We start from the raw sequence: 12899 nt of genomic DNA on the forward strand, positions 1-12899 counted from the left end.
CTGCACACGGCGTCCGAGGAGACCACACGTGGCACAACGCGACAGACGACGATCCTTGCGCGCGGCGCTCGCCGCTCTCGCCTCCATCCTGCTCTTACCCATCGGCGCGGGGGTGGCCGCGGCCGCGCCGGAGCCCGGCCCCGCCCCCGGGGCCGCCGAGCGCAAGATCGAACCGAAGCTCCGCACCCAGCTCGACGGCTCCGCGAAGGCCGTCTTCTGGGTGTATCTCGACAGCGCCGCCGACCTGACCGCCGCGGGGAAGCAGAAGACCCGCGCCGCCAAGGCGGAAACGGTTCTGCGGGCCAAGAAGGACCATGCCGCGCGCAGCCAGGCCGCCGTGATCAAGGCCCTGGACGGCGCGAAGGCGGAGTACACCTCGTTCTGGATCGTCAACGCCGTCCGGGTCGTCGGCAGCGAGAAGCTCGCCGGAACCCTGGCGCAGCGCCCCGAGGTCGCCCGGATCGACGCCGACGACAAGGTCTCCCTCCCCAAGCCCGCCGAGGGCAGCCGGGAGAAGACCGCCGCCGACGCGGTCGAATGGAACATCGACCGGATCAAGGCCCCCCAGGTCTGGGACCAGCTCGGCGTACGCGGCGAGGGCATCGTCGTCGCCAACATCGACAGCGGCGTGGACTACACCCACCCGGCCGTCAACAACCAGTACCGCGGCAAGAGCGCCGACGGGTCGTACGACCACAACTACAACTGGTTCGACCCGGCCGGCGTCTGCGCCGGCGCCGCACCCTGCGACAACAACGACCACGGCACCCACACCATGGGCACCATGGTCGGCGACGACGGCGGTGCCAACAAGATCGGTGTCGCCCCGGGCGCCAAGTGGATCGCCGCCAAGGGCTGCGAGACCAACTCCTGCTCCGAGGCCTCCCTGCTCGCCTCCGGCCAGTGGATCGTCGCGCCGACCGACCTGAACGGTCAGAACCCGCGGCCCGACCTGGCCCCGCACGTCGTCAACAACTCCTGGGGCAGCGCCGCGCACGACGACTGGTACCAGCAGATCGTCGACACCTGGCGGGCCGCCGGCATCTTCCCGGCCTTCTCCAACGGGAACGCCGGCCCGAGCTGCGCCACCAGCGGATCGCCCGGCGACTACGCGAGCTCCTACAGCTCCGGCGCCTTCGACATCAACGGCGCCATCGCCTCCTTCTCCTCGCGCGGCGCGGGCCCCGGCGGCATCATCAAGCCCAACATCGCGGCCCCCGGCGTGAACGTGCGCTCCTCCGTGCCCGGCGGCGGGTACGAGGCCTTCTCCGGCACCTCGATGGCCTCCCCGCACACCGCGGCCACCGTGGCCCTCCTCTGGTCCGCCGCGCCCGCCCTCGAAGGGGACATCGCGCAGACCGAGGCCCTGCTGGACGGCACCGCCGCGGACACCGACAGCAGCCAGTGCGGTGGCACCGCCGCCGACAACAACGTCTTCGGCGAAGGCAAGCTGGACGCCCTCGCCGCGGTCAACGGCGCCCCGCGCGGAGCGATCGGCGCCCTCGGCGGCACCGTCCGCTCCGGTGACGCGCCCGTCGCCGGCGTGAAGATCACCGCCGACGGCCCGATCGACCGTACGACGACCACCGCCGCCGACGGAACCTACAGCTTCGGCTCCCTCTCGGTGGGCGCGTACACCCTGACCGCGTCGAAGTTCGGCTACGGACAGCAGACCGCGACGGCCACCGTGACCGAGAACGCCACCGCCACCGGTGACTTCACCCTCACCCAGGCCGCCTCCGCCAAGCTCACCGGCACGGTCTCCGCCGCCGGTGGTCCGATCGCGGGCGCCGTGGTCACCGTCGCCGAGACCCCGGTCACCGCGACCACGGACGCGCAGGGCCGCTTCGAGGTCACCCTGCCGCACGGCACGTACGACGTGAACGCCACCCACGCCTCCCGCTGTGTCACCGGCGGCAGCGCGCACGTCACCCTCGCCGGGGACACCACCGTCGCGGTGGACCTCCCCGAGCGGACCGACGCCTACGGCTACGCCTGCGCCACCACGAGCGGTCGCCCCTACGCCGCCGGCGACCGGCAGCTCGCGCTGACCGGTGACAACACCACCGAGCGCGTCGACCTGCCCTTCCCGCTGCCGCTGTACGGCAAGACGTACGGCCAGGCGTGGATCGGCACCAACGGCACCGTCAGCTTCGGCGGCAACAACACCGGCGACATCAACGGCGACCTCCCGAGCACGGCCACCCCGAACGCGGCCCTCTACCCGTTCTGGGACGACCTGGTCGTCGGCGCCGCCGGCAGTGGATCCGGCGTCTTCACCGCCGTGACCGGCACGGCTCCGCACCGCACCTACGTCATCGAGTGGCGGGGCGTGTCCCACTGGTCGGCCCAGGCCGACACGTTCTCGTTCTCGGCCTCCATCGGCGAGGACGGCACCGTCTCCTACGCCTACAAGGGGACGGGCGGCACCGGCATCAAGGGCGGCTCCACCGCCACGATCGGCGTGGAGAACGCCACCGGCACCGACGCCTTCAAGTACTCCTTCAACACCGCGGTCGTCTCGGACGGCCTGTCCATCGCCTTCCGCACCACCAAGAGCGGTGTCGTCGCCGGTCGGGTGCTCGACGCCAACGACGGCAACGGCGTCGCGGGCGCCACGGTCACCGTCGGCACCGGCGACACGGCGGTTTCCGCCACCACGGCCGCGGACGGCGCCTACGTCGTCCAGACCCCCTCGGGCGCACGGACCGTCGCGCTGTCGGCCCCGTCGTACGAGTCCGTCACCGCCACGGTCGACGTCAAGCCGGCCGACGTCACCGCCGTCACCCAGTCCCTGCGCACCGGCAAGGTCACCGCCGCCAGGTCGGCGGTGGAGGTCGTGCTCCCCGCGAACCAGAAGCGGACCCGCACCCTCGACCTGACCAACCCGGGCCTGGGCACCGCCTTCACGGTGACCGAGGACGCGCCCTGGCTGACCGCCACTCCCGGTTCGGGCACCCTCCCGACCGGCGGCAAGGCCCCGCTCACCCTCACGGTGGACACGGCCGGCCTGACCGCGGGGACGGTCCTCACCGCGGACCTCAAGATCACGTCGGCCAGCGGCCGGGCACCGGTCCTGACCGTCCCGGTCAAGGTCGTCGTCCCCCGCTACCAGGTCGCCCTGGACGCGGGATCCGACTACGCGGGCACGGACGCCATCGGTGACAGCTGGTCGCCCGACCGCAAGTACACCCCCGGGTCGTACGGCTACCAGGGCAACGCCACCGTCCAGTCCACCGGCCGCACCATCGCCGGAACGGACGACCAGCGGCTGTACCGCAACGCCCGCGAGGGCATGTACGAGTACCGCTTCGACAACGTCCCGAACGGCACCTACACGGTGGAGCTGGGCTTCGCGGAGCTCTCCAACACCAAGCCGAACAAGCGCGTCTTCGACGTCATCGCCGAGGGCACCCAGGTCCTGCCGTCCCTGGACGTCTCCCTGGAGGCGGGCACCTACACGGCCCTGACCCGTTCCTACACGGTGACGGTCACGGACGGCGTGCTCAACGTCCGCTTCATCACGCACAACGGCTACGGAAAGCCTCTCCTCAACACCCTGCGCGTCACGGACCGGCCCGACCGGACCTGACGGGCCGGCCCGGGCCCGACCCGACCCGACCGGCCCGCACCTCGCCGGACGGACGCGTGAAGGGGCGGGGCACCTGAGGGTGTCCCGCCCCGTTTCGCGCTCGCGGCGGCGTCGCGCACGGATTGTCGTACCGGCATCCGGGTGGCGGACGACGGCCGCGCCGGAGCGGGCACGGGGGCCGGGAGCCGGCGCCGTTAGCGTGGGCGACCATGACGGTGCTGGACGACCAGACGGAACAGCGGATCCACGAACTCGTACGGGCCGGCGACCCCGGGGCCCGTTGGGCGGTCGGCGGCCCGGACGGCGCCCACGCCGCGGGCGGGGACGGGGACACCGAGGCCGACGTCGGCCGGCTCGCCGCCGTACTGGCGCTGTGGCCCGTCATCGGAAGTCTCGTCACGGCCGGGGAACTCGCCCTGCACACCCCGCTCGCCGCCTACGGCCCGGCCGCCGCGGGAACCTCCGGCAAGACCACCGCGCACCAGCTGCTCACCCACCCCGACGGGGTGCCCGCACTGACCCGGCTCGCCGAACACCTCTGCGGCGGCCCGCTCGCCGAATGCGCCACCACCCGAGTCTGGCAACCCCTGCGCATGAGCCGAACCCGCTTCGCCGGCGGCTCCCTGCACGCACCCCTGGGCGACCTCGGCCGCTTCCTCGGCCACCTGCTCTCCACCGCCGACCACCCCGTCAGCCGCTCATGGACCGCGGAGTCCCTCCGCATCCGCACCGGAGAACTCACCCCCGCCCGGGGCCTGCTCTGGCACCCCGTCGCGGGCGGGGTCTGGGCCCACGGCGACGGGCCGTCCGTCTGGGTCTCGCCCCGGCACCACCGCTGGGCGGCCCTCCTGCCCGCACACGACACGGGACCACTGCGCACCGCCTTCCGGGACGCCGTGTTCACCGCCCCCACCGCTCCCCCCGCGAAGTGAGGCGTCGCCGCACGCCCCGACCCGGATGAACGGGACCCGCTCCGCCGCGTACTCGGCCCCCGCACCCGAGGCCGCCGCCCGACCCGGCGACCTCGATCCACTCCCGCAGAGCACTCGGAGCGCGCACCCCCCGCGCTCGACGTACGGTGATCCCGACGTCACCGACCGTTGCTTTCCGGCTGTGCGGAGGTACGGCGAGCCGCCCGCCCCCTCGGCGGCTTTCCCCACCCGAAGCGCCTGTCCAACCCAGGCAAGGTGGTCCCGGCATGACCCAGTCGACCACGACCCGAGGCCAGGCGGCCCCGACCGAGGGCGGCCGCCCCGCACGGGCCGGCCGGGCCGAGGCCGTACGCTTCGCCGCGACCCACACCCTGCCCGTGCTCGTACGCGACCTGGTGGGCCCGCACGCGCGACTGCTCCGCCCCGAGCCCGGCCGCCCCCGATGGCCCGCCGCCACCCTGCGCGCCCTGCGGGCCCGACACGGCGGCGCACCCGTCCTGCTGCGCGGTCCGACCGGCCCCACGCTGGTCCTCCTGGACCCACTCGACCTGCACCGGTTCCACGAAGCGCCCCCGAGCGAACTCGCGGCGTACCCGCCGGACAAGTGCCGGGCACCCGGCGCCGCGCCGGGCCGTCCCACCCGCCACGAGGACGACGATCTCCACGAACGCCGTCGCGAGGTCAACGAGATCGTGCTGGCCTCGGGCAGCCCCGTACACCCGTCCTGCGGCCCGTTCCTCGCCGTCATCGCCGACGAGGCCGGCCGGCTGGGCGCCTCCCACACCCTCGGACTCACCCGCGCCCGGCACATCGTGACCCGGGCCGCCCGCCGCATGGTGCTGGGCGACACGGCCGCCGGGGACGAGGAACTCGCCGGCTGGCTCGACCGACTCGACGCCGGCGGCGACCGCGGGGCGCAGCGCAGGAACCGCACCGCCGAGACCCTCCACGAGAAGGCGGGCGCGCGCATCGCCCGGTACGCCGCCGCCGCCGAGCCCTACACCCTCGTCGGGCGGGCCCGCCGGCACCCCGACCCCGCCGGCACCCTCGACCCCGTCGGCCAGGCCCTCCACTGGCTGAGGGCCCTGGACACCGTCCCCGCGACCCTGCTGCGCACCCTGCTGCTCCTCGCCGCCCACCCGGCCGAACAGGACGCGGCCTGCGCCGAGGCCCGGTCCGGCGATGCCGCCAAGGGCGAACTGCCCCGGCTGCGGGCCTGCGTACAGGAAACGCTGCGCCTCTATCCGGTGGTGCCCGACCTGGTCCGGGTCACCCGGACCGAGACCGAGTGGCGGGGCGTGCGTCATCCGGCGGGCACCCCCGTGCTCCTGCCCGCGCTGTTCCACCAGCGCGACCCCGAGCACGTGCCCGCCGCGGACGTGTTCGTACCCGGGAGATGGGCCTCCCCGGGGTCCCGCGATGACCTTCGGATGGCCCCCTTCGGCCACGGGGCCGGCCGCTGCCCCGGTGACCGGCTGGGCCTGCTCGTCGTGGCCGCGTTCTGCGCCGAACTGCTGCGCGGGCACCGCGTCCGGGACGGCAGACCGGCCCTGGATCCGGTGGGTCCGCTGCCCGCCGCGCTGGATCCGAGGCGGATCCGGCTCACGATCACCCGCCGCTGACCCCGACCGTGCCCCCCGGGCACGTGCCCCGCCGCCGACCCGCCCGGCCGACGCCCACCCGTGCCGCGGTCGCCCGGTCCCCTCGCCCGCCCGCCGTACCGAACCCACGAGGAACCCATGTCCGACGCCGCGACCACCGCGTCCACCGACCCGGATCCCGAGCTGCTCCACGCCGTGTGCCGCGAGCTGGCGGAGGCCGCCGACGCCGTCGGCGAAGCCGCCCGCCACGCCTCCGAACTGGCTCTCGGCGGGCGCCTGCCGGTCAGTGCGCTCGGCCGGGGCGGCCCCCGCCGGCTCGGCTGGCGCACCCTGCTGCGCACCCTGACCGATCCGGCGGGACTCGGCTGGGCGCCGCGCGGCCGGGGCGTCGCCCGGGCCGGGTGGCTCGCCGGGATCCTCACCGGCCGGGAGAACCTCGCCGTCAGCCTCGCCGTCTGCGGCCTCAAGGCCCGCATCCGGGCCGCCGGAGCGGGCCGACCGGAGCTGCTCACGGATCCGGACGCGGCGGGAATCCTCAAGGCGGTCGAGGAGGGCCGGCAGGCGGAGGCCGTCCGACTGTTCCGCGAGGTGATGCGGGTCCAGGGCGCCGAACGCGCCTTCACGCTGCTCTCCCCGTCCTTCGCGGACCTCCTCGCCTGGCACGCGCTGACCGACGAGAACCCCTTCAACGACCACGCCGGTTGGCAGATCGCCACCGGACGGGCGATGCCCGCCGAACCCCTGCTCGGTCTCGGCGCCGCCGCCCGCGCCCTCTTCGCCCGGAGCCCCCGCCCCGCCGAGGCGCCCGACCACCCCGACGGGCCCCTCGACCGGCTCGACACCAGCGGCACCGTCGCCGGATGCGTACGCAACCTCGCCTCGCTCGGCACCGACGGAACCCTCCTCGTCCAGCAGGTGGTCGGGCCGGACGGAGCCCTCCGGTACGTCATCCATCTCGCCGAACCACCGGGGACGCCCGGGGCGGGAGCGACGCCCGCCGGTGTCGATGCCCACGCGGTGGCCGACGGACCGGAGATCCCGTACGCGCACGCGGTCGCCCGAGCCGTCCGCGCCCTCGTGCCCTCCGGCACCGAACTCGCCCTGTTCGGACGGGGCCTGGGCGGGAGCACCGCCCTGCACCTCGCCGGGAGCCGGGACTTCACCACCGTCTACCCGGTCACGCACGTCTTCGCCGTGGACTACCGGGGCGCCGCACGACGCCCCGTGGACCCCCGGACCCGGGTGTTCCGGCTGACCGGCGCGTACGGACAGCGCTCACGACGCCCCGCGTACGCCTCGCCGGGCCGTCTCCGGACCCGGATCACGGACAGCCGCCTGGTCCGGATCCACGACGGCGAGGAGTGGTCCCGATGACCGACACCACCACCCTGCGCACGCACTGCGCGGTCCTGCGGACACACGCGCGGCGGTTGCGGGCCGCCGCCGAGGCCCTGCGCGACCAGGGCCCGGGGGCCGAGGCCTTCCGCGCCGAGGTCGCCGCCCTCGCCGAGCGCTGTGCCACCGCGGCGGGCGGATTCGCCCTGGCCGCCGCACAACTCGACGGCCGGCCCCACGCCTGAACCGGCCGGGCCCGCCGCCCGCTCGGGTTCAGAGGACGAGGGACAGCAGGAGGACGAAGCCCAGGCCGACCACCGAGATGATGGTCTCCATCACCGACCAGGTCTTGACGGTCTGCCCGACGGTCATTCCGAAGTACTCCTTGACCAACCAGAACCCGGCGTCGTTGACATGGCTGAAGAACAGCGAGCCCGCCCCGATCGCCAGCACCAGCAGTGCGGTCTCGGTGGTCGACGAGCCCGCGGCGAGCGGGGCCACCAGGCCGGCCGCGGAGATCGTGGCCACCGTCGCCGAGCCGGTGGCGAGGCGGATGATCACCGCGATGAGCCAGGCCAGGAGCAGCGTGGGTACGGCCCAGTTCTCGGAGAACTCCAGGATCATCCGGCCGACCCCGGCGTCGATGAGCGTCTGCTTGAAGCCGCCTCCCGCGCCCACGATCAGCAGGATGCCGGCGATCGGGGCCAGGGACTTCTCCACCGTGGTCGAGAGCCGCTCCTTGGTGAAGCCGGCCGCCCTGCCGAGGGTGAACATGCCGACCAGTACGGCCGCGAGGAGCGCGATCAGCGGTGAGCCGGCCACGTCCGTGACGCGCTGGACGGCGTTGTCGGGGTCGTTGACCACGATGTCGACGAGAGCCTTGACCAGCATCAGGGCCACGGGAAGGAGCACGGTGAACACGGTCGCCCCGAACCGCGGGCGGTGTTCCAACTCGGCCGACGGGCGCTGCGGGACCATGTGTTCCGGCGCGGGGACGTCGACCCAGCGGGCGGCGTACCGGGAGAACAGCGGGCCGGCGATGATCACCGTCGGGATGGCGACGACCACTCCGAGGGCGAGGGTGACGCCCAGGTTCGCGTGGAGCGCGTCGATGGCGACGAGCGGTCCCGGGTGCGGGGGTATCAGCCCGTGCATCACGGACAGTCCGGCGAGGGCCGGGATGCCGATCCGCATCAGGGAGTAGTTGCCGCGTTTGGCGACCAGCAGCACCACGGGGATCAGGAGCACGATCCCGACCTCGAAGAAGAGCGGGAGCCCGATCACGGAGGCGATCAGCACCATGGCCCAGGGCATCGCCCGACCCTTGGCGCGGGCCAGGATCGTGTCCACGATCTCGTCGGCGCCGCCCGAGTCGGCGAGCAGTTTCCCGAGGATCGCGCCGAGCGCGATGAGTACGCCGACACCGGCGACCGTGGCGCCGAGGCCGGTGGTGAAGCTCGCGATGGTCTTCGCCGGCGGGGCGCCCGCGAACGAACCGAGGGCGAGCGAGCCCACGGTGAGGGCGAGGAAGGCGTGCAGCTTGAAGCGGGTGATGAGCAGGACGATGACGGCGATGCCCGCGAGGACGGCCACGCCCAGCTGGGCGTGCCCGGCCGAGGTGATGGGTCCGGGGGCGGCCGCTGCCAATGTCTCGACGCTGAGACCGGTCACGGTGACGGTTCCTTAACTCGTGGCTCTTCAGTGGCGGTGAGTGGTGCTGCGTGATGTCGGGTACGGCGGGGTGTCCCGGGGAGCCTGGTGGCCGGCTCGCGGGCATGCGGCGGCCCGGGGGAGGGCGTGCGGGGCCCGCGGACGGGCCGTGCGGTGGCTCCGGGATCCCCTCGGATCAGAGTCGGTGCAGGGCCTCCAGCGCCCGGTGGGTGATCTCCTCGGGAGTGCCGCGGACATCGACGGCGACGCCGAGTTCGTCCGGCCGGAGGGGTTCGAGGGTCGCGAACTGCGAGTCGAGCAGGGTGGTGGGCATGAAGTGCCCCTTGCGCTCCGCCATCCGCCGCTCGATCAGGGGGCGTTCGCCGGTGAGGTGGACGAAGACGACCCCGGGGGCGAAGCTCCGCAACCGATCCCGGTAGGAGCGCTTGAGGGACGAGGCCGCGACGACCCCGCCCTCCAGGTCCGCGCCACGACGGATCCACTCGCCGATGGCGTCCAGCCACGGCCATCGGTCCGCGTCGTCCAGCGGGGTGCCCGCCGACATCTTGGCGACGTTGGCTTCCGGGTGGAAGGCGTCGCCCTCGGCGTAGGGGACACGGAGGGCCTCCGCGAGCAGTCGGCCCACGGTCGTCTTGCCCGTGCCGGCCACACCCATCACCACAATGACGCGCTGGGAGCTCACGTCCTACCTCGCTGTCCTCGTCGACATCGGTTCGTGCGGCACCACTGAAGCCCATTAAGTAGTACTTATTCAAGGGGGTGGGGGCATACATCACATCTATTGTTCGATCGGCGGTCACCGTACGCTTACGCCATGACCACTGAAGGCAGTCCTGTGCAGGGGCTTCACTCCCGTGTCCTGGACGCTCTCGGTCTCGCGATCACCGCCGGTGAATCCCCGCCCGGCAGCGTCCTGCGCACCGACGAGATCGCCGACCGCTTCGACGCCTCCCGCACCGTGGTCCGCGAGGTCGTCCGTGTCCTGGAGTCGATGCAACTCGTCGAGTCGCGTCGCAGGGTCGGCGTCACCGTCCGCCCGGCGGACCAGTGGAACGTCTACGACCCGCGCGTCATCCGCTGGCGGCTCGCCGGCACCGACCGACCCCGCCAACTGCGCTCCCTCACCGTGCTCCGCTCGGCCGTCGAACCGGTCGCCGCCGGACTGGCGGCGGCGCTGGCCACCCCGGAACAGTGCGCCCGGCTCACCGAGGCCGCCCTGGGCATGGTCCGCACCTCGCGCGGTCACCAGTTGGAGGGATATCTGCGGCACGACATCGCCTTCCACCGGATCGTCCTCAACGCCTCCGGCAACGAGATGTTCGCCCGGCTGGGTGACGTCGTCGCCGAGGTGCTGACCGGCCGCACCGAGCACGCGGTGATGTTCCACGACCCCGACCCGGCCGCGGTCACCCTGCACGTGCGGGTCGCGGAGGCGGTACGGGAGGGGGACGCGGCCCGTGCCGAGGCCCTGACCCGGCAGATCGCGGTGGGTGCCCTGGACGAGCTCGACGTACTCGCCCCCTGACCGGCCCCTTCCGCCGCGCCGCGCCGCGCTCCGCGAGTCCGGCCGTTTTTCCCCGACGGGCCCGAGAAGCACGCACCGTGCGCCACACTGGGCGCGTGTGGGGACTTACCGAGAGAAGTGACGGCGGACCCGCCTCCTTCGTGGGGCGGGACGGCGAACTGGCCGCACTGGAAGCGGCCTTGGCCGTGAGTCGACTGATCACCCTCACCGGGCCGGGTGGCGTCGGGAAGAGCCGCCTGGTCCGGCAGGCGCTGGAGACGGGGGCCGGTGACTCCTTCCCCGACGGGATCCATTGGGCGGACCTCTCGCCGCTGCCCGACGACCGGCTGCTGGTGGACACCGTCGCCGACGCCCTCGACCTCGCCGACCACACCCCCCGCACCCTGGGCGAGGCGGTCCGGCAGTGGATCGGGGAGCGTCGACTGCTCCTCGTGTTGGACTGTTGCGAACACCTGATCGTCGCCGTGCGCTCCCTCGTACGGGACCTGCTGGCCGCCGCCCCGCATCTGGTGATCCTCCTGACCAGCCGTCAATCGCTGGGATCGGACCGGGAACACGTCCTGGAGCTGGGGTCGTTACCCCACGACGCGAAGGCGGTGGAGGCGCTGGCCCTGTTCACCGCCCGCGCCCGCGAGGCCGACCCCTCGCAGGCCCCACCCTGGGGGGAGGAACGGATCGAGGCCGCCCGGGCCGTCTGCGCCCGCCTCGAAGGAATCCCCCTCGCGCTGGAACTCGCCGCCGCGCAGTTGACGGACCACACCGTCGAGGAACTCGCCGAGCGGCTCGCCCGCCGGATCGGCCCGCTCGCCGGCGATGGATCCGCCCGGCCGGCCCGCCACCGGGCCCTGCGCACCGCCATCGGTTGGAGCCACGAGTGGTGCGAACCGCGCGAACGGCTGCTGTGGCTGCGGCTGTCCGTGTTCGGCGGCGCCTTCGACGCACCGGCCGTGCGCGCCGTCTGCTCCGCCGCCCCGCTCACCGAGGCCGACACCGGGCCGCTGCTGGCGGCGCTGGTCGCCAAGTCCGTCGTACGCCGCACCGTCGACGGCGCGGGCGATCCGGACGGCGACGGTGCCACGTACCGGATGCTCGACACGATCCGCGAGTACGGAGCCATGTGGCTGGACGCCGTCGGGGAGCGCGAAGCCCTGCGGACCCGACACGCGGGGTACTTCCTGGAGCTGGTGCGCGCCGCCGAGCGGGACTGGCTCGGGCCGGGCCAGCGCGACGCCTACCGGCGGATCGCCGTCGCGCACGGCGATGTGTGCGCCGCCCTCGACCACACGCTGGCCACCACCCCCGAACAGGCCCTGGAACTGGCCGGCCGCGTCGGCTTCTTCTGGGCCTGTAGCGGCTACCTGCACGCGGCCCGCGGCTATCTGGAGCGCGCGCTGTCCACCGCGCGCCCCCAAGACGTCTCCGCGGAGGGGCGGGTCCGTTCGCTGTGGGCCCTCGGGGTCACCCTGTTGCTCCAGGGCGAGAAGGAGCAGGCCCACCAACTCGCGGTCGCCTGCGAGGCATTGGCCGATGAGTTCGAGCACACGCCCGGACCCGCCCTGGACGCCGCCTACCTCCTGGGCCTGAGCCACCTGCTGGCCGGCAGGCCGCTGGCCGCGCGCATCGTCTCCGACAACGTCCTGGAGGCCATCCCCGGCCGGCCCTTCGACTCGGCGCCACGACTGCGCTGCCACCTGGTACGGGTGTTCGCCCTCACCGGACTGGGCCTGTTCACGGACGCCCGCGCGGAAGCCGAGCGGCTGCTGTCCGGCTGCGTCGCCCGGGACGAGCACTGGACACGAGCCTACGCCGAGTACCAACTGGCCTTGATCTGCCTGTTCGAGAACCGCCCGGACGAGTCCGCGGACCACGCCCGCGCCATGCTGGAGAGCAAGCGGGAACTGGGCGACAGCTTCGGCACCGCCCTCGGCCTCGACCTGCTCGCGGCGGCACGCGCCGCCTCGGGCGACGAGGCGGGCGCCGCGCACGCGTACGGAACGGGCCACGCGTACTGGCAGGCGGTCGGCCACCCACAGCGCGGCACCCCCGAACTGGGCCCCGTACGCGAGGAATGCGAACGCACCGCCCGCAGCGCGCTGGGGGACCAGGCCTACGAGGCCGCCTTCCGGGAAGGCGTCCGCCACGGCCACGCCCTGCGGACCCGGCCGCACCCGTACGACGGCTGACACCGCGGGGCGCCCGATCCCCCTCCGAACAGATCCGGCGCCCTCCGAACAGCTCCGAAC

General features: G+C 73.7%; 9 protein-coding genes. 7 read left to right on the forward strand and 2 right to left on the reverse strand.

Going from position 1 to position 12899, the window contains the following annotated elements:
- Positions 1 to 28: 28 nt before the first annotated feature.
- The 5 genes from OHA84_RS31070 (at position 29) to OHA84_RS31090 (ending at position 7705) form a co-directional block, all read left to right on the forward strand.
- On the forward strand, positions 29 to 3592 hold the full coding sequence (locus tag OHA84_RS31070) for a S8 family serine peptidase (protein ID WP_266968645.1): 3564 nt from the start codon (positions 29 to 31) through the stop codon (positions 3590 to 3592).
- A gap of 209 nt (positions 3593 to 3801) precedes the next feature.
- The gene (locus OHA84_RS31075; RefSeq protein WP_266953089.1) at positions 3802 to 4524 is read left to right on the forward strand and encodes a hypothetical protein; all 723 of its coding nucleotides are present in this window, start codon (positions 3802 to 3804) and stop codon (positions 4522 to 4524) included.
- 266 nt (positions 4525 to 4790) lie between these two features.
- Positions 4791 to 6146, forward strand: coding sequence for a cytochrome P450 (locus OHA84_RS31080; protein ID WP_266968643.1), 1356 nt, complete (start codon positions 4791 to 4793; stop codon positions 6144 to 6146).
- 117 nt (positions 6147 to 6263) lie between these two features.
- Positions 6264 to 7499, forward strand: coding sequence for a hypothetical protein (locus OHA84_RS31085; protein WP_266968641.1), 1236 nt, complete (start codon positions 6264 to 6266; stop codon positions 7497 to 7499).
- Positions 7496 to 7705, forward strand: coding sequence for a hypothetical protein (locus tag OHA84_RS31090; protein WP_266968640.1), 210 nt, complete (start codon positions 7496 to 7498; stop codon positions 7703 to 7705). The genes OHA84_RS31085 and OHA84_RS31090 overlap by 4 nt, the downstream gene beginning before the upstream one ends.
- A gap of 28 nt (positions 7706 to 7733) precedes the next feature.
- Here OHA84_RS31090 and OHA84_RS31095 read toward each other — a convergent pair whose 3' ends face one another.
- Both OHA84_RS31095 and OHA84_RS31100 read right to left on the reverse strand, forming a co-directional pair.
- Positions 7734 to 9131 carry a gluconate:H+ symporter gene (locus OHA84_RS31095; RefSeq protein ID WP_266953098.1) on the reverse strand — a complete coding sequence of 466 codons (1398 nt, stop codon included), beginning with the start codon at positions 9129 to 9131 and terminating at the stop codon, positions 7734 to 7736.
- 175 nt (positions 9132 to 9306) lie between these two features.
- Positions 9307 to 9786, reverse strand: coding sequence for a gluconokinase (locus OHA84_RS31100; RefSeq protein ID WP_371591613.1), 480 nt, complete (start codon positions 9784 to 9786; stop codon positions 9307 to 9309).
- Positions 9787 to 9945: 159 nt separating this feature from the next.
- Here OHA84_RS31100 and OHA84_RS31105 point away from each other — a divergent pair, with 159 nt between their 5' ends.
- On the forward strand, positions 9946 to 10656 hold the full coding sequence (locus OHA84_RS31105; RefSeq protein WP_266968637.1) for a FadR/GntR family transcriptional regulator: 711 nt from the start codon (positions 9946 to 9948) through the stop codon (positions 10654 to 10656).
- A 95-nt stretch (positions 10657 to 10751) separates the two neighbouring features.
- Positions 10752 to 12839 (forward strand): NB-ARC domain-containing protein, encoded by a 2088-nt coding sequence (locus tag OHA84_RS31110; RefSeq protein WP_266968635.1) that lies wholly within the window; start codon positions 10752 to 10754, stop codon positions 12837 to 12839.
- Positions 12840 to 12899: the final 60 nt, after the last annotated feature.

Origin of the sequence: Streptomyces sp. NBC_00513, assembly GCF_041431415.1 — a bacterium.
Lineage (GTDB): Bacteria > Actinomycetota > Actinomycetes > Streptomycetales > Streptomycetaceae > Streptomyces.

Excerpts from the sequence above, each read along its gene's own strand:
- OHA84_RS31075 (WP_266953089.1), top strand. The coding sequence starts at position 3,802 with ATGACGGTGCTGGACGACCAGACGGAACAGCGGATCCACGAACTCGTA.
- OHA84_RS31080 (WP_266968643.1), top strand. The coding sequence starts at position 4,791 with ATGACCCAGTCGACCACGACCCGAGGCCAGGCGGCCCCGACCGAGGGC.
- OHA84_RS31085 (WP_266968641.1), top strand. The coding sequence starts at position 6,264 with ATGTCCGACGCCGCGACCACCGCGTCCACCGACCCGGATCCCGAGCTG.
- OHA84_RS31090 (WP_266968640.1), top strand. The coding sequence starts at position 7,496 with ATGACCGACACCACCACCCTGCGCACGCACTGCGCGGTCCTGCGGACA.
- OHA84_RS31100 (WP_371591613.1), bottom strand. The coding sequence starts at position 9,786 with ATGGGTGTGGCCGGCACGGGCAAGACGACCGTGGGCCGACTGCTCGCG.
- OHA84_RS31105 (WP_266968637.1), top strand. The coding sequence starts at position 9,946 with ATGACCACTGAAGGCAGTCCTGTGCAGGGGCTTCACTCCCGTGTCCTG.